The organism is Vibrio gangliei, from assembly GCF_026001925.1.
In the GTDB taxonomy this organism is placed as follows: Bacteria; Pseudomonadota; Gammaproteobacteria; order Enterobacterales; family Vibrionaceae; genus Vibrio; species Vibrio gangliei.
The window spans coordinates 1959524-1979385 of the sequence record NZ_AP021869.1 but is presented as its reverse complement, the minus strand read 5'-3'; the positions used below and the strand labels follow the sequence as shown (position 1 = coordinate 1979385).

The 19862-nt window shown below is 44.2% G+C and carries 18 protein-coding genes; 15 read left to right on the top strand and 3 right to left on the bottom strand.

Annotated elements, in window-relative coordinates:
• Positions 1–182 precede the first annotated feature (182 nt).
• Both pnp and nlpI read left to right on the top strand, forming a co-directional pair.
• Complete coding sequence (gene pnp / locus Vgang_RS09100) at positions 183–2300, top strand: polyribonucleotide nucleotidyltransferase (protein ID WP_406708266.1); 2118 nt, start codon at positions 183–185, stop codon at positions 2298–2300.
• A 268-nt stretch (positions 2301–2568) separates the two neighbouring features.
• Positions 2569–3549 carry a lipoprotein NlpI gene (gene nlpI, locus Vgang_RS09095; RefSeq protein ID WP_105903252.1) on the top strand — a complete coding sequence of 327 codons (981 nt, stop codon included), beginning with the start codon at positions 2569–2571 and terminating at the stop codon, positions 3547–3549.
• Positions 3550–3890: 341 nt separating this feature from the next.
• Here the strand turns inward: nlpI and Vgang_RS09090 are convergent, their stop codons facing one another.
• Both Vgang_RS09090 and ubiU read right to left on the bottom strand, forming a co-directional pair.
• Positions 3891–4781 (bottom strand): U32 family peptidase, encoded by an 891-nt coding sequence (locus Vgang_RS09090; RefSeq protein WP_105903251.1) that lies wholly within the window; start codon positions 4779–4781, stop codon positions 3891–3893.
• A gap of 13 nt (positions 4782–4794) precedes the next feature.
• Positions 4795–5808 carry a ubiquinone anaerobic biosynthesis protein UbiU gene (ubiU, locus tag Vgang_RS09085; RefSeq protein WP_105903250.1) on the bottom strand — a complete coding sequence of 338 codons (1014 nt, stop codon included), beginning with the start codon at positions 5806–5808 and terminating at the stop codon, positions 4795–4797.
• A gap of 217 nt (positions 5809–6025) precedes the next feature.
• On the opposite strand from ubiU, the gene ubiT reads away from it, so the two are divergent.
• The 12 genes from ubiT to deoD all read left to right on the top strand — a co-directional run bounded on the left by ubiT (position 6026) and on the right by deoD (position 17401).
• On the top strand, positions 6026–6535 hold the full coding sequence (ubiT, locus tag Vgang_RS09080) for a ubiquinone anaerobic biosynthesis accessory factor UbiT (protein WP_105903264.1): 510 nt from the start codon (positions 6026–6028) through the stop codon (positions 6533–6535).
• Positions 6536–6734: 199 nt separating this feature from the next.
• Positions 6735–7244 carry a GNAT family N-acetyltransferase gene (locus Vgang_RS09075; protein WP_105903249.1) on the top strand — a complete coding sequence of 170 codons (510 nt, stop codon included), beginning with the start codon at positions 6735–6737 and terminating at the stop codon, positions 7242–7244.
• Positions 7245–7247: 3 nt separating this feature from the next.
• Positions 7248–7688: a DNA polymerase III subunit psi gene (locus Vgang_RS09070; protein WP_245879964.1), complete on the top strand. Its 441-nt coding sequence runs from the start codon at positions 7248–7250 to the stop codon at positions 7686–7688.
• Positions 7681–8172, top strand: a complete 492-nt coding sequence (gene rimI, locus Vgang_RS09065) for a ribosomal protein S18-alanine N-acetyltransferase (RefSeq protein ID WP_105903248.1) — start codon at positions 7681–7683, stop codon at positions 8170–8172. The genes Vgang_RS09070 and rimI overlap by 8 nt, the downstream gene beginning before the upstream one ends.
• Before the next feature lie 187 nt (positions 8173–8359).
• Positions 8360–9940 (top strand): peptide chain release factor 3, encoded by a 1581-nt coding sequence (gene prfC, locus Vgang_RS09060; protein ID WP_105903247.1) that lies wholly within the window; start codon positions 8360–8362, stop codon positions 9938–9940.
• Between the two features lie 142 nt (positions 9941–10082).
• Positions 10083–10241, top strand: coding sequence for a hypothetical protein (locus Vgang_RS09055; protein WP_170066855.1), 159 nt, complete (start codon positions 10083–10085; stop codon positions 10239–10241).
• A gap of 2 nt (positions 10242–10243) precedes the next feature.
• A complete protein-coding gene (locus Vgang_RS09050) occupies positions 10244–11041 on the top strand; it encodes a TatD family hydrolase (RefSeq protein WP_105903246.1) in 798 nt (265 codons plus the stop codon).
• A gap of 221 nt (positions 11042–11262) precedes the next feature.
• Complete coding sequence (locus Vgang_RS09045; RefSeq protein WP_105903245.1) at positions 11263–12516, top strand: NupC/NupG family nucleoside CNT transporter; 1254 nt, start codon at positions 11263–11265, stop codon at positions 12514–12516.
• Between the two features lie 549 nt (positions 12517–13065).
• Positions 13066–13839: a deoxyribose-phosphate aldolase gene (gene deoC, locus Vgang_RS09040; protein WP_105903244.1), complete on the top strand. Its 774-nt coding sequence runs from the start codon at positions 13066–13068 to the stop codon at positions 13837–13839.
• Positions 13840–13912: 73 nt separating this feature from the next.
• Positions 13913–15265: a thymidine phosphorylase gene (gene deoA / locus Vgang_RS09035; RefSeq protein ID WP_105903243.1), complete on the top strand. Its 1353-nt coding sequence runs from the start codon at positions 13913–13915 to the stop codon at positions 15263–15265.
• A 27-nt stretch (positions 15266–15292) separates the two neighbouring features.
• Positions 15293–16513: a phosphopentomutase gene (gene deoB, locus Vgang_RS09030; RefSeq protein ID WP_105903242.1), complete on the top strand. Its 1221-nt coding sequence runs from the start codon at positions 15293–15295 to the stop codon at positions 16511–16513.
• 171 nt (positions 16514–16684) lie between these two features.
• Entirely contained in the window at positions 16685–17401 is a 717-nt protein-coding gene (gene deoD / locus Vgang_RS09025; protein WP_105903241.1) for a purine-nucleoside phosphorylase, read from the top strand.
• Positions 17402–17687: 286 nt separating this feature from the next.
• Here deoD and Vgang_RS09020 read toward each other — a convergent pair whose 3' ends face one another.
• Complete coding sequence (locus Vgang_RS09020; RefSeq protein ID WP_105903240.1) at positions 17688–18293, bottom strand: YtjB family periplasmic protein; 606 nt, start codon at positions 18291–18293, stop codon at positions 17688–17690.
• 263 nt (positions 18294–18556) lie between these two features.
• Here Vgang_RS09020 and serB point away from each other — a divergent pair, with 263 nt between their 5' ends.
• Positions 18557–19540, top strand: coding sequence for a phosphoserine phosphatase (gene serB / locus Vgang_RS09015; protein ID WP_105903239.1), 984 nt, complete (start codon positions 18557–18559; stop codon positions 19538–19540).
• Positions 19541–19862 lie beyond the last annotated feature (322 nt).

Below are 19862 nucleotides of genomic sequence, written 5' to 3'. Positions count from 1 at the left end.
ATGTGAAGAGGGGATCAAGCCTCTGTTGCTTTACAGTCACCGATGTCGACCATGAAGGTCGCGGCTAATAACAGGTTTTTCTTTCAACGATATTCATACGAAAGTCTGAAAATTCTGCTATTAGTCGCGATTGGTAAAGCAAGCCAGAGTTAATGTTAAAACTCAAAATTAAGGAAATTTACGTGAATCCAATCGTAAAGAAATTTCAATACGGTAACCATACCGTTACTCTTGAAACTGGCGTAATTGCACGTCAAGCAACTGCTGCTGTAATGGCAAGCATGGATGACACTTCTGTTTTCGTATCTGTTGTTGCGAAAAAAGAAGCGGTTGAAGGTCAAGACTTCTTCCCACTCACCGTAAACTACCAAGAGCGTACTTACGCAGCCGGTAAAATCCCTGGTGGTTTCTTCAAGCGTGAAGGTCGCCCTTCTGAAAGCGAAACATTGATTGCACGTCTTATCGACCGTCCAATCCGTCCGCTTTTCCCTGACGCGTTCAAAAACGAAGTACAAGTTATTGCTACGGTTGTTTCTGCCAACCCTAACATTTCTCCAGACATCATCACTATGATCGGTACTTCTGCTGCTCTAGCGATCTCTGGCGTACCATTTAACGGTCCAATCGGCGCAGCTCGTGTTGGTCACATTGATGGTCAACTAGTGCTTAACCCAAGTGAAAAAGAGCTTGAGGCTTCTCGTCTTGACCTTGTTGTTGCGGGTACAGAAAGCGCAGTATTGATGGTTGAATCTGAAGCTGACAACCTAACTGAAGAAGAAATGCTAGCAGCGGTTGTTTACGGTCACGACCAACAACAAACTGTTATCTCAGCAATCAATGAATTTGCTGCTGAAGTTGCCACTCCTGCTTGGGATTGGGTTGCTCCAGCTGAAAACACTGAGCTAAAAGACAAGATCGCAGCACTGGCTGAAGCGAAATTGGTTGAAGCTTACCAAATCACAGAGAAGATGGCTCGTTACGACCGTATTCACGCTATCGCAGCGGAAGTCAACGAAGCGCTATTGGCTGAAAACGAAGAGTTGAACCTAAAAGAAGTTCACACCATCTTCCACGATCTAGAAAAAACAGTAGTACGTAGCCGCATCATCGCGGGTAACCCACGTATCGATGGCCGTGAAAAAGACATGGTTCGCGCACTAGACGTTCGCACTGGTGTTCTTCCTCGTACACACGGTTCTGCACTATTTACTCGTGGTGAAACTCAGGCGCTAGTCACAGCGACGCTTGGTACACAACGTGATGCGCAAATCATCGATAGCCTACTTGGTGAGAAGAAAGATCACTTCCTTCTACACTACAACTTCCCTCCATACTGTGTAGGTGAGACTGGTTTCGTTGGTTCTCCTAAGCGTCGTGAAATCGGTCACGGTAAACTGGCTAAACGTGGTATCCAAGCGGTGATGCCATCAGTTGAAGAATTCCCATACACAGTACGTGTTGTATCGGAAATCACAGAATCTAACGGTTCTTCTTCAATGGCTTCGGTATGTGGTACGTCACTGGCTCTTATGGATGCAGGTGTGCCAATTAAATCTTCTGTTGCAGGTATCGCAATGGGTCTTGTGAAAGAAGGCGACGATTTCGTTGTTCTTTCTGACATCTTGGGTGACGAAGACCACCTTGGTGACATGGACTTTAAAGTAGCAGGTACTAATGAAGGTATCACTGCGCTACAAATGGATATCAAAATCGAAGGTATCACGAAAGAAATCATGCAAATTGCGCTTAACCAAGCTCAAGGTGCACGTAAGCACATCCTAAGCGTGATGGATGAAGCGATTTCTGGTGCTCGTGAAGAGATTTCTGAATTTGCTCCACGTATTCACACTATGAAAATCTCTGCTGAGAAAATCAAAGATGTGATCGGTAAAGGTGGTGCGGTAATTCGTGCGCTAACTGAAGAAACGGGCACAACGATTGAAATCGAAGACGATGGCACAATCAAAATTGCCGCGACTGAAGGTGAAGCGGCGAAAGAAGCGATCCGTCGTATCGAAGAAATCACTGCTGAAGTTGAAGTGGGCCGTATCTACACTGGTAAAGTGGCACGTCTTGCAGACTTCGGTGCATTCGTAACGATCCTTCCTGGTAAAGATGGCTTAGTACACATTTCTCAAATCGCTGACAAGCGTATCGAGAAAGTGTCTGACTACCTATCTGAAGGCCAAGAAGTTCAAGTTAAAGTACTTGAAATCGACCGCCAAGGCCGTGTACGTCTAAGTATGAAAGAAGCAGTAGAAACAACAGAAGAAGCGCCAGCTGAACCATCAGCTGAGTAAGTTGTCTTATTGTTAGATGCTGTTTAAGAGAGGGGCTTCGGCTCCTCTTTTTTATGCCCATATCACTTGGTAAAGACAGTCAGAAAATCTTTATCTTTCTTTAGGTTGGAAATAGTGGCGTATTACTCTACCTTAGATAATGTGTGGTGAGGAAAACCAACAAGGTGTATATTGGGTTCTTATCTGTATGTACTTAACCCCTGCTGAGGTGACTTAGTGGTTCGTCAACATACACAATATTGCAAGACTGCAAAGGAGCACGGAATTCGTGAAATATCTTAAATGGTTAAGCCTAGTGAGCGCCTTCTTTTTATTAGGATGTGCTAATCAAGGGAACTCAACTAACTCATTTGTTTACCCGCCGTTAGCAATTCCCCTGCAGCCTTCGATTCAGCAAGAAGTGCAAATAGCGCGATTAAATCAGTTACTCACTCGTAAAGATGTTAGCCAAAACGTGCGAGCACAAATGTTTGCCGAGCGTGGTCGCTTCCTAGATAGCGTAGGTATGGCGGATTTGGCGCGTTTAGATTACGAATCATCACTAAAACTAAATCCAGCTCAATCGGAAGTCTTTAATGTACTTGGTGTGTACTTCACCCAAACGAGCGATTTTGATTCTGCATTCGATGCGTTTGATTCCAGTTTGGAGTTAGACCCTAACAACGAATACGCAGAACGCAACCGTGCCATTGCCTTGTACTATGCAGACCGAATTCCTCTTGCCTTGCAGGATATGCAAAGCAACTATGATAAAGATCCATCCGATCCGTATCGCGCATTGTGGCTGTATTACATTCAACGTGAAAGTGATGTGCAAAAAGCGACCGCCGATCTAGAGCAAAGCTATCAAAATAAAGATGACCAATGGGGATGGGAATTAGTTGGCATGACACTTGGCCATCTAGATCAAAATGACATTCTTGAGTCAGTGGCGATGGGGACTAAGAATAATGTCGACTTGGCGCAAAAGTTGACAGAACTGTACTTCTATTTGGCAAAGGAATATCAATATAAAGGCGATTATTCCAATGCAATTGCTTTGTATAAATTAGCGATTTCGATGAACGTGTATGAGTTTTCGGAACACCGTTATGCCTTCTTAGAATTAACCCGTATTTTTAAAGCGATTCAAGCTGAGCGTGCACAAGAGGATAATTCTCAAGCGCCAGCAACCACAAAACCTGATGAGCAGCAAGAATCAAAAAATCATCCGCCTCAGGTGTATCGTGCCCCTAAACTCAGCGCATAAAAACATATACCCAAGTAACCTCAATATGCGAGTTTCAGCAAGATTAAAACAAGTTTTAGGCAAGGCAAATTGAAGATGATCATAGTTATTCTATCTCTGTTCAATTTAACGCAGCTTAAAGCTTGTTTTAACTTCCCCTTTGGGAGCTTCATCCAAGCCCTTAGCCTATGTCAGATTTAATTGAAAGGTGTCTACATTCCGCATAAATCTTCCTTGTCTAAAGACTTGGATGATAGCTCTGAATCCTGCATCTTGAGGTCACTTGGGTATAGATGTGACAACATAAAATTAAGGCCTCAACGATTGAGGCCTTAATTGTATTTATGATTTCTAATTCAATCTCATTGCTGAACTAAGCCCGCCAGTTGATGCCAGTAACCATTGCATTGTTTGCTGTCCGTGATAATACGATTTTGGTTACTTTCATTGGCTTTAAAGTCGGCCAGTGTACAAAGCGTATCGACACCAAGTGGGCTTAAACGCACTACGTCAACCAATCCTTTCATGCTCTCTAAGTCGTTACCTAGGTTGTAGCAGTAACCAGACTGAGTTTGGATGCCATTGAGGTTAAAGACTTCCTGTCCTTCTTGGCTGCTGACTTGAATACCGGTTGGGTATTTAATGCAGCAAGTTTCACAATCATCTTTGGCTTTGTTTTCAGCTCGTGCAGTAAAACAGCGGGCAGAGTAGGCCAGAGGTAGGTAGCCGTAGCTAAACACTTCCACTTCAAATTGTTCGCGAATGCCGAGTTCATCGCATTGGTCGAGCGTTTGCATTAACCAATCTCGTGATAGCTCAACCGGCATGCACCAGCGGATCATGCCTTGTTTTACGAACAGTCTAAGGGTATGAGCATTGTAAGTATTGACCGCTGCACCCACCACAAACGGGACTTTGGCGTCATAAGCCAATTGAATACCAGACACGTCATTGGCTTCAATCGCAAAGTCACCATTGTCGATGTACTTTTTCATCACGTTGACTTCGCTTGGCGCTTCTAATAATGCCATAGTAGAGAGCACCACTTGCTTACCGGATTGGGCGAGATCTTTGGCGATCTCAAACCATTGTGCTGGTTTCATTTCACGGCGCTTTGAGCACACGGCTTCACCGAGGTAGATGATGTCGGCTTGGCTATGTTTGGCTTGTTGATAAAAATCTTCGACGTTTTGCTTTGGCCAAAAATACAGAATTGGGCCTAATGAATATTGAAAAGTTGAATCTTGATTCATGAGAATGCCTCTATTATTGCCATTTGCGGTGATAAGCACCGAGTGTGGTTTGCGTACCTTCAGACACATTCGCTAAGGTGGCATTCCATTGCGGTTCAACGGCGTAATTTTCAGGATTGGCAAGATAACGATCGAGCGCTGCGCGCCAGGTTCGAGTGACTTGTTCGACATAGGCTGGGCTGCGTTGGCGACCTTCAATTTTTACCGAGGCGACATTGGCGGCAAAAAGCTCAGGCAGCACTGAAAGGGTATTCAAGCTGGTGGGTTCTTCAAGCACATGGTAACGCTGGTCTTCACCAGTAATGTTAATATCAAAGCGACCTTTGCACAGCGTCGGGTAGCCGGCGTTTTCGCCTTCACCATAACGGTCAATTAATATCTCATTTAAGCGCGATTCCAAACCTTGATCGGTTTCTTGCCAACGAACGTATTTAGCGGGAGAACAAGCGCCGACGGTATTTGGGGATTCACCAGTGAGATAAGAAGACAGGTAACAACGCCCTTCCGACATGATGCACAAGCTACCAAAGGCAAACACTTCTAGCTCCACGCCTTGAGGAATATTACGTGACAATTGCTTCACTTGATGCATCGATAACACACGTGGCAGTACCACGCGTTTTACATTGAAATTATTGGCGTAATATTGAATGGCTGCGGTATTGGTGGCCGATGCTTGTACTGAAAGGTGCAATTCCATCTCAGGGTATTTGGTGGCGGCGTAATCAAGTAGGGCGATATCAGCAATGATTAATGCATCGACTCCTAAATCTACCGCTTTATCGACCGAGTTTGTCCAACGTTCAAATCCATTAGGATGGGCAAAGGTATTCAGAGCAATATGAATTTTTTTATTGTGGTCATGCACATATTGCACCGCTTTATTGAGTTTTTTGCCATTAAAGTTGAGGCCGGCAAAGTGACGCGCATTGGTCTCGTCTTTGAATCCAATATAAACCGCGTCAGCGCCACAATCGATGGCGGTTTTCAACGCAGGCAAATTACCCGCAGGGCAAAGTAGTTCCATCCTTACTTACCTTATTAATTTTTACAGTGTTCGACATTTTAGGAGATTCATCGTCTAGGGAATTGATATAAGGCAGGTTTGAGGCGGTTAGATCTACCTATAAAGTGGTTTTTTGTTTGAATTGAGACATTTTTTGATTCAACACAGAGATATCGCCATTGAACTCGGTAAAGTAGGTTGTTTTACATTGCGTGAGTCGATTGATGTTGGAGGTAGTATGCTCGCAAGTTTTCGTTCTAAAGTGGTGATGAATGCCGCGTCACTGATCTCTATTCCAGCCAAGCTGATCCCTCAGCGTGTTCATAACAAAGTGCTATTGGAAGGTTTGAAGCGCGTTTTTCATGAAGCACTAGAAGATGGCGATTTTGAATTTTTACAAGATCGCTGGTTAAAAGTGTCTATTTCAGATGTGAATGTAAGCTGGATGATCAGCTACCAAGATGATAAGTTAACCGTGGGTGATGCCAGCGAGCAACATCATGTCAGCTTTTCTGGTTGTTTAAATGATCTCGTGCTGATTGCTGGGCGTAAAGAAGATCCTGATACCTTGTTCTTCCAACGTCGCCTAAAAATTGAAGGCGATACCGAGCTCGGATTAGAAGTGAAAAACTTAATGGATAGCCTTGATCTTGATTCTTTGCCTAAGCCACTCACTCAAACGATGGAACAGCTGGCCAACTTTGTACAACAAGGGATGCAAGAGCCGCTTACTCAAGCAACCGCTTAACTATGATCGGAATCGTTATCGCGAATATGTGAAATTCTGCTTGGATCTCGGTTTCAAAATTTAACTCATAGAAAATGACATAGAAGAGCCAATTCGGTATAGAATCGGCTCTTCTTTTTTATCGCTGCTTATTGGTAATCTAAGTATTCTAAGCTAAGCATCCGTAACTTAAGCGATTCATAACTTAAGCGAGAAAACCATGCAAATTCGTACCGAAGCCCCTGCTGACATTCTGACGATTGATGCGCTATTAAAATCTGCATTTCCTAGTTCTGCTGAAGCTAAATTAGTACGTTCACTACGTGAGAACAGCCGTTTTACGTTATCTTTAGTGGCGTGCAGCGATGAAGGGGAAGTGATTGGTCATGTTTTGTTTACGCCAGTAACGCTCAACGGTGAAGATCTAGGCTGGCAAGGTCTAGCGCCGGTTGCCGTCAAAGAAGAATACCGACAGCAAGGTATTGCCGAAGCACTGATCCGCTCCGGTTTAGATTCGTTACTTGAATTTGGTTACTCAACGTGTGTCGTGCTTGGTGAACCTAACTATTACGCTCGTTTTGGCTTTAAAGATGCTGAGCCACTAGGGTTTGTTTCGGTTTACAATGACCATCCAGAATTTACGCCAGGCGCTTTTCAAATCATGTCTCTGGAAGAGGATGGTTCTTTCGAAGGACTATCGGGTTTGGTAGAATACAGCCCAGAATTTTAGTTCATGACTCCAAATTTTGAAGGCGCTATGCTCGATTCTCAACAACAGCAATATTTAAAAGAAATGGGCATTTCCGTATGGGAACTGGCTCATCCAGATAAGCTGCAAGGCTATCAAGCGCCTGGTATACAATTACCGCAAACTTGTACTTTGTTGCTGGTGGCGGATTCTTGCCCGCAAGGCGACGATGCGACTTTGTTTATTAAAGTGCTGGCAAGTATGAAATTAAGCGCTGACCAAGCACTGCATTTAACGCCTGCACAAGCAGCGCAACTCGATAAACACGCATTGAAATGGGTGTGGTTTGCCGGTTGTGAAGCGTTAGAACAAGCCTCACTGCAAGGTGTCAATATTTTGACTTCACCTGCCATTACGCAAATTCACGGTAATACTCAAAATCGCCGCGAGTTGTGGCAGCAAATTTGTTCTTATAATAATGAATAATTGTCAATTTTTACCTTTACGCTTAGATCATCTTGATGCGGTGTGGGCAATTGAAAAAGTCGCCCATTCTCATCCTTGGTCTGAAACCATGATCCGCGATTTATCTCATCAAAATTCTGCCAATTCGAGCAAATACCAATTTGGGTTGTGGGTGGATAATCAATTGGTTGGCTACGTTTATAGTCAAAATATTGTTGGAGAAGTCACCCTATTAACCATTGCGGTTGATCCAACTCAGCAAGGTAAAGGTTACGGACGCAAACTGTTGGAACATTTGATCGAGCACAGTGAAGATGCTCAAGCTGAAAGTATTTGGCTGGAAGTGCGAGACAGTAATCGCGGTGCGTATCATTTGTATGAATCACTGGGCTTTAATGAAATGGATCGCCGAGTGAATTATTACCCTTCTGCAAAAACGGCCAGCGGCAAAGAAGACGCCATCATTATGAATTTGATGTTGGACAGTTATAATCCCTTCGCTTAGCTCGATTAAACCCTAAATAGTTTGATGAATCAGTAAATAGCTTGATCATGAAATAGATAGGCCCTGAAACTGCAATCAGTTTGGGCTTTCAACTAGAGTTATCGTGAATTTTGCGTATAATTCGTCCATCTTATTTTTGTTGCCATTTGAGAGCAGCAATCGAACACAGTTTATTAAGGTTTCCTTCATGTCATTCCTTACCGAAGTTGGCAAGCGTCGTACGTTTGCGATCATTTCTCACCCGGATGCGGGTAAAACCACCATTACCGAAAAAGTATTGTTATTCGGAAACGCGATTCAAACCGCCGGTTCGGTAAAAGGCCGTGGTGCCAGCCAACACGCAAAATCGGACTGGATGGAAATGGAAAAAGAACGTGGTATCTCGGTAACCACCTCTGTGATGCAATTTCCATACAATGAGTGCTTGGTAAACTTACTGGATACCCCAGGACACGAAGACTTCTCCGAAGATACATACCGTACCTTAACGGCAGTGGATTCATGTCTAATGGTGATCGATGCGGCAAAAGGCGTCGAGGACCGTACCCGTAAATTGATGGAAGTAACCCGTCTGCGTGATACGCCGATCGTTACCTTTATGAACAAATGTGACCGCGATATACGTGACCCGATGGAACTGCTGGATGAAGTCGAAAACGAATTGAATATCGCCTGTGCGCCAGTCTCTTGGCCGATTGGTTGCGGTAAAGAGTTTAAAGGTGTGTACCACATTCACCGTGATGAAACCATCTTGTATTCAACCGGTCATGGTCACACCATTCAAGAAGTACGCATTGTGAAAGGGCTAGATAACCCAGAACTCAATGCAGAAATTGGTGATGAACTGGCTGAGCAATTGCGTGCAGAGTTAGAGCTTGTGATCGGTGCTTCGCACGAATTTGATCAAGAGTTATTTCTTAAAGGTGAATTAACGCCAGTATTCTTTGGTACGGCATTGGGTAACTTTGGTGTTGACCACATGCTAGACGGCTTAACGGAGTGGGCCCCTGCGCCAATGCCTCGTGAAGCCAACGAACGTACCGTTGAAGCAACCGAAGATAAATTCTCTGGTTTCGTGTTTAAGATTCAAGCCAATATGGATCCAAAACACCGTGACCGCATTGCCTTTATGCGCATTGTGTCTGGTACTTATAAGCAAGGCATGAAGATGAACCATGTGCGTACTGGCAAAATGGTCAACATTTCGGATGCGGTAACTTTCATGGCGGGCGACCGTGCTCGTGCGGAAAATGCCTATGCGGGTGACATCATTGGTTTACATAACCATGGCACCATTCAGATCGGTGATACTTTTACTCAAGGTGAAGCGTTGAAGTTTGCGGGTATTCCAAACTTTGCGCCAGAATTGTTCCGTCGCATTCGTCTGCGCGATCCTCTGAAGCAAAAACAATTGCTTAAAGGCTTGGTGCAGCTTTCTGAAGAAGGTGCGGTGCAGGTTTTCCGCCCATTACAAAACAACGATTTGATCGTTGGTGCGGTTGGTGTGCTTCAGTTTGATGTAGTTGTGGCGCGTTTGAAATCGGAATACAACGTGGAAGCGATTTACGAAAGCGTGAACGTTGCGACTGCCCGTTGGGTAGAGTGTGATGACGTTAAGAAATTTGAAGAGTTTAAGCGTAAGAACCAAGCGAATCTTGCATTGGATGGCGGTGACAACCTATCTTACATTGCCCCAACTATGGTGAACTTGAACCTTGCTAAAGAGCGTTTCCCTGAGGTTGATTTCCGAGCAACACGCGAACACTAATCTGTGAGCGTAAATAGATAATCTTGTTAAAGGGTTGGCGTAATGTCAGCCCTTTTGCTTTAATCAGTTTCGAGTTTCGAGTTTCGAGTTTCGAGTTTCGAGTTTCGAGTTTCGAGTTTCGAGTTAAATAAGGACAGGGAAGATGCTTTTAGCAAAGTTGAAATATTGGCTGGCGCGTTATGATGCTTGGTGTGAAGAGTTAGGTTTGAAACCAGAGTATAAGCGCAGTTGTTGTGCCTACCGCCCCGATCCTGCTCATCAGACATCAGAGCCCGCTAACACTACATCCATTGATGCTTAGTCATGGCCAATCCGCATTCATTTATTGATACCCACTGCCATTTTGATTTTCCTGAATTTTCAGATGTTGAAACCCAATTGATGAAAGCGCAGCAAGCCGGAGTGAAAAGAATTGTCATTCCAGCAATAGGAACCAAGAACTGGTCATCGCTGCAGCAGCTTTCTAAACAATATCCTTCTTTATATTATTCTCTAGGTTTTCATCCTTACTTTCTCAATCAACACCCTAATGACATTTATGATGTTCTGAATCACACCTTATTGCAGCGAGATAAACATTGTGTGGCAGTAGGAGAGTGCGGCTTAGATTTCATGCTCCATGAGGCGCTGTTGACGCCAGGGAATATCACCAAGCAATACACATTATTTGAGTCTCAAGTCGAGCTTGCCGCTCAACATCACCTACCTTTGATTATTCATTCGCGTAAAGCGCACGACAAAACTGTGGCTCGATTAAAGCAAGTTAAACTAGAAAAAGGTGGTGTGATTCACGCTTTTTCAGGGAGTTACCAGCAGGCGTTGGAATATGTCAAATTGGGCTTCTATATTGGAGTGGGCGGCGTGATTACCTACCCAAGAGCAAACAAAACACGACAAGCGATAGCCAAATTGCCACTTGAATCTTTGGTGCTTGAAACCGATGCACCTGATATGCCGGTGTCTGGTTTTCAAGGACAAGCGAATCATCCTGCACATTTAGCGTCGATTTTTTCAGCGCTTTGTGAGCTTAGAAGTGAGAATGAAATGAAAATTGAACAGCAGATTTGGCATAACAGTTGCATTTTATTCGGTTGGGATTGATAAATTTTATGAACAACATGCAAACGTTTGCTTGTGAGTCAATATGAAAAAAGCAAACGTTTGGTGATATAGATCACATGAACTTATGTTTTTCATCTATTTTTCATGAATAAGTGTGAGGTTAGTATTACTTTGTTACCAATTGTCAGAGTATAATCGCCAGCGCTTTTTTAGAGCCCTGAACTTTTTTTTAACCAATTTAAATAAGGAAGCCATATACCATGAGCCTGGTTATGAGCATTGTTGGTATGATTTTTCTGCTTGCAATAGCAGTACTATTTTCCGACAACCGCAAAGCAATTAATTTCAGAACGGTTGGTGGCGCTTTTGCTATCCAATTCTTCCTAGGTGCGTTTGTACTTTATGTACCTTGGGGACGTGACATGTTAGCCGCTATGACTAACGGCGTTCAGCATGTGTATGATTTCGGTAATGAGGGTATTGGGTTCCTATTTGGTAACCTAGTAAACTTCTCAGTTGAAGGCGTTGGTTTCATCTTCGCGTTTAAAGTATTGCCTACCATTATCTTTTTCTCTGCATTGATCTCTGTTCTTTACAACATCGGTGTGATGCAGATTGTTATCAAAGTTTTAGGCGGTGGTTTACAGAAAGCGCTGGGTACTTCTCGTGCGGAATCTATGTCTGCAACAGCGAACATCTTCGTTGGTCAAACTGAAGCGCCTCTAGTGGTTCGTCCATTCGTACCAAAAATGACTCAATCTGAGTTGTTCGCAGTAATGTGTGGTGGTTTAGCCTCTGTTGCTGGTGGTGTAATGGCGGGTTACGCAGCGATGGGTGTACCTCTGTCTTACCTAATCGCGGCTTCTTTCATGGCGGCACCAGGCGGCTTATTGTTCGCAAAAATCATCAAGCCAGAAACGGATGAGCCAATCGAGCAACTTGCTGATGCGGTTGATGATGATGCAGACAAACCTGCAAACGTTATCGATGCAGCGGCAGTAGGTGCTTCTTCAGGTCTTCAACTTGCGCTTAACGTTGGTGCAATGCTTCTTGCATTCATCGGTTTGATTGCTCTACTTAACGGCATCTTAGGTGGTGTTGGTGGTTGGTTCGGTATGCCTGAGCTAACTCTTGAGCTAATCCTAGGTTACATCTTTGCTCCTATCGCTTGGTTGATCGGTGTGCCTTGGAGTGAAGCAACTCTAGCGGGTTCTTTCATTGGTCAAAAGACTATCTTGAATGAATTTGTGGCTTACTCTAACTTTGCCCCATACCTAGCTGATGGTGCGACAGTGGTTCTTTCTGAGAAAACGAAAGCTATCATTTCATTTGCTCTATGTGGTTTTGCGAACCTTTCTTCTATCGCAATTCTATTGGGCGGCCTTGGTGGTCTAGCACCAGCACGTCGTTCTGACATTGCACAAATGGGTATGAAAGCCATTCTTGCAGGTACATTATCTAACCTAATGGCTGCAACTATCGCTGGTTTCTTCATTACACTACAAGCAATGTAATCGAGTCTGAATATATAGACGCCAGTATATAACCATTAAAGCCGTAGCATAGTTTGCTGCGGCTTTTTGCGTCTTTAGCCGTAATGACTTGAATATAGACTTACAGTTAAAAAGGCTATTGCGGAGGCAAGTCCTTGATTTATGCAAGCTCTCACTTTTTTATGAGATACAAACCGTTTGCGTATAGGATAGTGACTGATCTCACGGAATAAATCAGTATAATTACCCGTAAATTCAAGCTAGCACATGACGCGCTAGGGCGATAAGACACATGATGTGTTTGCAGCCAATAACCGGCTTACGGGTAGATTGGTTGTGCGGTGACAAGGATTGCAATTAACTCGTTTGGTAACACCGAGTTAAGTCTTCAAGGAACCAAGTCCGTTCATTTCAGACAACTTGGGTATTCACGTTATTTCTACAAATAGCGTAATGAATAGCACTACACTTTAACTAGGGTAAGTAAACCTAGATGCGATAACCCAGTTGTCATAATAATCTTTTGAAAACTAATTTTTAAAAGACGAATTTTTGAAATCGGAGAGAGAAATGAGCGATTTACAAGCAGCAGCTTTACGTGCACTAAAATTAATGGATCTGACGACGTTGAATGACGACGACACAGATGAGAAAGTCATTGCCCTATGTAAAGATGCAAAATCACCTGTTGGCAATACCGCTGCCATTTGTATTTACCCGCGCTTTATTCCTATTGCGAAGAAGACACTGCGTGAGCAAGACACGCCAGACATTCGCATCGCGACCGTTACTAACTTCCCACACGGTAACGACGATATTGACATTGCAGTGGCAGAAACGAAAGCGGCTGTGGCTTACGGGGCTGACGAAGTGGACGTGGTTTTCCCATACCGCACTTTGATTGCTGGTGATGAAAAAACTGGCTTTGAATTAGTGAAGCAATGTAAAGAAGCGTGTGGCGACATTCTACTTAAAGTGATCATCGAAACTGGTGAGCTAAAAGAAGAAGCGTTAATCAAGCGTGCTTCTCAAATCTCAATCGAAGCAGGCGCAGATTTCATCAAAACCTCAACCGGTAAAGTGCCAGTTAACGCAACGCCAGAATCAGCAGAAATCATGTTGAATGTCATTAAAGATATGGGCGTGGCGGACAAAGTCGGCTTCAAACCAGCCGGTGGTGTTCGTACTGCAGAAGACGCACAAGCTTATCTCGCCATGGCGGATCGTATTTTAGGTGCAGATTGGGCAGATAACATGCACTACCGTTTTGGTGCATCAAGCCTACTAGCAAACCTACTCAACACCCTAGGTAAAGGCGAAAAAGCGGAAGAAGGCGGCTACTAATTCGCAGGTTCAGGAATACTGACAAGAGTGGGTATTCCTGACAATTGAATACGGCTTACTAGGTGGGTTTGTTATGTATCTTCCTCAAGAAATTATTCGTAAAAAGCGTGATGGTGAAGTGCTCACTAATGAAGAGATCAATTTCTTCATTCAAGGTGTAGCAAAAGATACCATTTCAGAAGGTCAAATTGCGGCTTTCGCCATGACCATCTTTTTTAACGAAATGAACATGCAAGAGCGTATCGCTTTAACCTGCGCAATGCGTGATTCAGGTATGGTGCTAGATTGGTCACACATGAATTTTGGTGGCCCAATTGTTGATAAACATTCTACTGGCGGTGTCGGGGATGTGACCTCATTAATGCTGGGCGCTATGGTAGCCGCATGTGGTGGTTTTGTTCCTATGATTTCAGGTCGTGGCCTTGGTCATACTGGTGGCACGCTGGATAAATTAGAGTCCATCCCTGGTTACAACATCATGCCAACCAATGATGTGTTTGGCGCTGTGACCAAAGGTGCTGGTGTCGCGATTATTGGTCAAACCGGTGATCTAGCGCCTGCGGATAAACGCGTTTATGCCACTCGCGATATTACGGCGACGGTGGATAATATCACTTTGATCACCGCGTCTATCTTGTCGAAGAAATTGGCCGCGGGCCTTGAATCACTCGTGATGGATGTGAAAGTCGGCTCTGGTGCGTTTATGCCAACTTATGAAGCATCAGAAGAACTGGCTCAATCGATTGTGGCGGTAGCCAATGGTGCGGGTACGAAAACCACCGCCATTTTAACCGACATGAACCAAGTATTGGCTTCTTCTGCGGGTAACGCGTTGGAAGTGAAAGAAGCGGTGCAATTTTTAACCGGTGAGAAAAACTCTCGCGGTGAAGTGCGTAATCCTCGCTTATTTGAAGTGACTATGGCGCTGTGTGCTGAAATGTTGGTATTGGCTCACCTTGCAGACAATACCGATCAAGCTCGTGAGCAATTGCAAGCGGTTCTTGATAACGGCAAAGCTGCAGCTTGTTTTGGCAAAATGGTAGCAGGCTTAGGCGGCCCGCAAGATTTTGTTCAAAACTATGATGCGTATTTACCTAAAGCAGAAGTGATTAAGCCTGTTTTTGCTAAGCAAGTAGGCACTGTGACTGCGATGGATACCCGTGCAATTGGCATGGCGGTCGTGGCGATGGGCGGTGGACGTAAAGTCGCGTCTGACCAAATTGATTATGCGGTTGGCTTTGACCAGTTCATTCGTTTAGGTGAACAGGCTGATGCTAACACACCACTTGCAATGATCCATGCTCGTAGTGAAGAGCAATGGCAGCAAGCGGCAGAGCAACTACAACAAGCGATTACGGTGTCTGATGAGGCTTATCAACCGACACCAGAGATTTATAGTCAAATCCGAGCGGAAGATCTGTCATAGAGACTTAGCTTGGGAGGAGAATGAACCATGAAACGTGCGATTATTTTAGTACTGGATTCTTTCGGTATTGGTGCGACACAAGATGCCGATAAATTCGGTGATGTAGGCGCAGACACATTAGGTCATATTGCAGAGCAGTGTGATAAAGGTTTAGCGGATAACGAACACCGTAGCGGCCCATTGCGTTTGCCAAACTTGTCTAAACTGGGTTTAGGTCTTGCGGCGAAAGAATCAACGGGATCGTTCCCAATTGGCTTGGATGAGCAAGCGGAAATTACCGGCGCTTATGGCCACGCAGCAGAGTTGTCTTCAGGTAAAGATACGCCATCAGGTCACTGGGAAATTGCCGGCGTACCCGTATTGTTCGACTGGGGCTATTTTACTGATGAGAAAAACAGCTTCCCGCAAGAATTGTTAGATAAAATCGTTGAACGCGCCAACTTACCAGGCTACCTAGGCAACTGCCATTCATCGGGTACTGTTATTTTGGACGAGCTGGGCGAAGAGCACATGAAGAGCGGTAAGCCAATCTTCTATACTTCAGCAGATTCGGTCTTCCAGATTGCGTGTCACGAAGAAACTTACGGCTTGGAAAACTTATTAGAGCTTTGCCAAATCGTGCGTGAAGAGCTTGAGCCTTACAATATTGGCCGTGTGATTGCGCGTCCATTTGTTGGCAACAAACCAGGTGAATTTGCTCGTACCGGTAACCGTCGCGATCTTTCAGTTGAGCCGCCATCTGCGACGATTTTGCAAAAGCTGGTGGATGAGAAAAACGGTGAAGTTGTTTCTATTGGTAAGATTTCTGATATTTATGCTGGCTGCGGTATCACGCAAAAAGTGAAAGCAACAGGGATTGAAGCCTTATTTGATGCCACTTTAGAGGAAGTGAAAAAAGCCGGTGATAACACTATCGTCTTCACTAATTTTGTTGATTTCGATTCTTCTTACGGTCACCGCCGTGATGTCGCCGGTTATGCAGCAGCGCTGGAGTATTTCGATGCACGCTTGCCTGAAATTCAAGCCTTACTGCAACAAGATGATGTGTTGATTTTAACCGCAGACCACGGCTGTGACCCCACTTGGCCTGGCAGCGATCATACTCGCGAGCACATCCCAGTATTGGTATCTGGCCCGAAAGTGCCAGCAGGTTCATTAGGACGCCGCGACACTTTTGCTGACATCGGCCAAAGCCTAGCGAAATACTTTGGTACATCAGATATGGAATACGGAAAGTCGTTTTTATAGACCTCTCTCGTGACTCGAATGCTCGTGACTCGATTCACTGGTATTCGGGTAAAGAATTTTAATAAACCATCGTTGGGGTGCTTTTTCGAGAAGCAAAGCGCTCAAGCCTTGTTAAGCGAAGCGCCCGAATAACGAACCATTAAATAAATTAGAATCATTAAGGACTTATACATGGCAACTCCACATATTAATGCTGAGATGGGTGATTTTGCAGACGTAGTACTGATGCCAGGTGACCCGCTACGTGCGCAATACATTGCTGAGAACTTTTTAGAAGACGCGGTTCAAGTATGTAACGTGCGTAACATGTTCGGTTACACAGGTACTTACAAAGGCCGTAAAGTATCAGTAATGGGGCACGGTATGGGTATTGCGTCTTGCTCTATCTACGTGACTGAATTGATCAAAGATTTCGGCGTGAAGAAAATCATCCGTGTGGGTAGCTGTGGCGCTGTAAGCGATCACATCAAACTGCGTGATGTGGTGATCGGCATGGGTGCATGTACGGATTCAAAAGTAAACCGTATGCGTTTCAAAGATCACGATTTCGCAGCGATTGCGGATTACGAGATGGTACGTAACGCTGAAGAAGCGGCAAAAGCACGCGGTATCAATGTTAAAGTGGGTAACCTTTTCTCTGCTGATTTGTTCTATACGCCAGATCCAGATATGTTCAAAGTGATGGACAAATACGGCATCCTAGGTGTGGAAATGGAAGCGGCTGGCATTTACGGTGTGGCGGCAGAATACGGCGCGAAATCTCTCGCGATTTGTACTGTATCTGATCACATTAAATCAGGTGAGCAAACCACATCTGATGAGCGTGCTACTACGTTCAACGATATGATTCATATTGCACTAGATTCAGTATTGCTTGGCGACAAATAACTTTTTCTCTTCGTATTTGAAGCTGCAGCTTTGTTGACTGCGTTTATTCACCCCAATCATGTAGGCAAGCTACACTCATGGGGCTTCATAAACTTGTCGCCTCACTGCAACTTCAACTACTTTGAGAAAATAATTTGTCTCTTCGAATTTGAAGCTGCAGCTTTGTTGACAGAAACTTCAACTACTTTGAGAAAATGAGCATAAAAAAACCTCTTGATGTTGGTGCATCAAGAGGTTTAATTTTTTCTCGAAACTCGAAACTCGAAACTCGAAACTCGAAACTCGTCTATATATCTTTCAGCAGAATATTCTCTACTTCATCCTGCGGCTTATACAAAATCAACAAGCAAAGCAGCACGCCACTAATAAAGCTTAAAATCAGCATGGTATACATCAGGTGATCACTATTGCGATAACGGTGATCGGAAATCGCGGTAACTTTGCCTTTTTCAAACGTGATACGAATAAAGCCAATAGTATTATCTTCTTCATTAAAGATAGGTTTAACGAGTTGTTCACGTCCAATACCGGCGGTTTTCAGTGGAGTATCTAAACCTAAAACTTCACGTACACTGAGAGCGTTATCGCTACTGACTAACTTAATCCCTTCTGCGTTATAGATAGTGACATCGTAAACCAAATCATCTGAAGCAATTTGATTCGCCATTTTCATCAGGCCTTCTTGATCATCATTGGTGATCAAATTACCAGAAGATAAAGCGGTTTGCGAAATCAGCAAGTCGGTTAAAATCGTCAATTGTTGGTTTTGGATATGTTCGTTATCACGACTGATCACAAAGCTATTAATGATGGTATAAGCAAACATACCGCCCAATAGGATTATCGCGATAAATCGCAAAAATACACGCCAAGAAAACAACGATGTTTGCATGTAATGCTTCCTTTATATCGTAATAATCAGCTATCCCTTCGTCGTTGAAGCTGCATCTTTATGGGCGGTGTTCATTCGCCTCGCTGCAAATCCAATCACTTTGGGCATAAATTCGGTGAATTGTCAGTTTGGGACTTGCGTAACTAAATTGCAATAGGGTAACTTGCTAGGTAACCGTGCAAGTATTCCCGCAGTGACAGTGCTGCTATTTTAATACTACAGCGGCATTAATTCTAACTATTTGGCTTAAAAAAGGCAGAAACATGGACGTGGTAAAACCCTTAAACATTCAGCGCAGTATGTCGCTCATCAAGCGATTGCCTGAATCTCATTTGTATTCCAGTTTAGACAAGCAAAAAGCACAGTGGATTGTATTTGGTGAGCATCTTTCTGTCGGCCTTTTTGACCGTATTGATGTGTTTACTGGTCGCTTTAATCCGGTTCTTGATTCATGGAAAGTCGGCCAATATGAAGTGGCACTCATGGGGGGGGATTTGTTCCCAGAGTTAGTCGAGTTTATTCATGCTTTAGGCGTAGATTGCGCTTCGATTAGCGTACTTCCCGAGCTCACTAAACCAGGTTTGATCGTGATGGACATGGATTCCACCGCCATTCAAATTGAGTGTATTGACGAGATCGCGAAATTAGCGGGCGTAGGTGAGATGGTGTCTGAAATTACCGAACGTGCGATGCAAGGTGAACTCGATTTTGAACAAAGTTTACGTCAACGCGTCGGCGCATTAGCTGGTGCGGATGAAGCCATTTTAGCGCAAGTACGTGAAAATCTTCCTTTAATGCCTGATTTAGCGCAGTTAGTGAAAACGCTGCAACAGTTTGGTTGGAAAACGGCTATTGCATCCGGTGGGTTTACTTACTTCTCAGATTATTTAAAAGATACCCTTGGTTTAGATCATGCCCAATCCAATACACTTGAAATTGTAGATGGTAAATTAACCGGTAAGGTGTTGGGCGAGGTGGTGTCGGCTGAAACTAAAGCGGATATTTTGGTGACCTTAGCCGATGAATACGATGTCGAGCCTCACAATACTATTGCTGTCGGTGATGGCGCCAATGACTTAGTCATGATGGCGACTGCCGGTTTAGGGGTTGCGTTTCATGCCAAACCCAAAGTAGAACAAAAAGCACAAACCGCGATCCGTTATGCTGGTCTTGGTGGCGTGTTGTGTATATTATCCGCCGCGCTTGTGCAGCAAAAGCGTGTTGGGTGGAAGGCGATTCCGCAGTAACAGCAAAAGATTTGTGTCGAGAAGCGTGTTTCGTGTTGCGAGATTCGTGTGTCGAGGACGCTTCGCTCGGGAGTCGAAAAGCGGGATCGTTGTTCGGGTTTTGGGCGTTTCACTACCTATAGTTCGGAAAAAGAGTTTTCAATATATGGAACAGGTTATTTAATCTTTTTCGAGACACGAGACACGAGACACGAGACACGAGACACGAGACACGAGACACGAGACACGAGACACGAGACACAAGAAGCTCTGCGGCCGATCAATCGAGTCACGCATAACCACTTATATCCAATTAACCGATATCTTCAACTAACTTAGGTAC

Excerpts from the sequence above, each read along its gene's own strand:
- serB (WP_105903239.1), top strand. The coding sequence starts at position 18,557 with ATGGACGTGGTAAAACCCTTAAACATTCAGCGCAGTATGTCGCTCATC.
- rimI (WP_105903248.1), top strand. The coding sequence starts at position 7,681 with ATGAATAATTGTCAATTTTTACCTTTACGCTTAGATCATCTTGATGCG.
- deoC (WP_105903244.1), top strand. The coding sequence starts at position 13,066 with ATGAGCGATTTACAAGCAGCAGCTTTACGTGCACTAAAATTAATGGAT.
- deoA (WP_105903243.1), top strand. The coding sequence starts at position 13,913 with ATGTATCTTCCTCAAGAAATTATTCGTAAAAAGCGTGATGGTGAAGTG.
- Vgang_RS09045 (WP_105903245.1), top strand. The coding sequence starts at position 11,263 with ATGAGCCTGGTTATGAGCATTGTTGGTATGATTTTTCTGCTTGCAATA.
- ubiT (WP_105903264.1), top strand. The coding sequence starts at position 6,026 with ATGCTCGCAAGTTTTCGTTCTAAAGTGGTGATGAATGCCGCGTCACTG.
- deoD (WP_105903241.1), top strand. The coding sequence starts at position 16,685 with ATGGCAACTCCACATATTAATGCTGAGATGGGTGATTTTGCAGACGTA.
- Vgang_RS09070 (WP_245879964.1), top strand. The coding sequence starts at position 7,248 with ATGACTCCAAATTTTGAAGGCGCTATGCTCGATTCTCAACAACAGCAA.
- ubiU (WP_105903250.1), bottom strand. The coding sequence starts at position 5,808 with ATGGAACTACTTTGCCCTGCGGGTAATTTGCCTGCGTTGAAAACCGCC.
- Vgang_RS09050 (WP_105903246.1), top strand. The coding sequence starts at position 10,244 with ATGGCCAATCCGCATTCATTTATTGATACCCACTGCCATTTTGATTTT.
- Vgang_RS09075 (WP_105903249.1), top strand. The coding sequence starts at position 6,735 with ATGCAAATTCGTACCGAAGCCCCTGCTGACATTCTGACGATTGATGCG.
- Vgang_RS09090 (WP_105903251.1), bottom strand. The coding sequence starts at position 4,781 with ATGAATCAAGATTCAACTTTTCAATATTCATTAGGCCCAATTCTGTAT.
- Vgang_RS09020 (WP_105903240.1), bottom strand. The coding sequence starts at position 18,293 with ATGCAAACATCGTTGTTTTCTTGGCGTGTATTTTTGCGATTTATCGCG.
- Vgang_RS09055 (WP_170066855.1), top strand. The coding sequence starts at position 10,083 with ATGCTTTTAGCAAAGTTGAAATATTGGCTGGCGCGTTATGATGCTTGG.
- deoB (WP_105903242.1), top strand. The coding sequence starts at position 15,293 with ATGAAACGTGCGATTATTTTAGTACTGGATTCTTTCGGTATTGGTGCG.
- prfC (WP_105903247.1), top strand. The coding sequence starts at position 8,360 with ATGTCATTCCTTACCGAAGTTGGCAAGCGTCGTACGTTTGCGATCATT.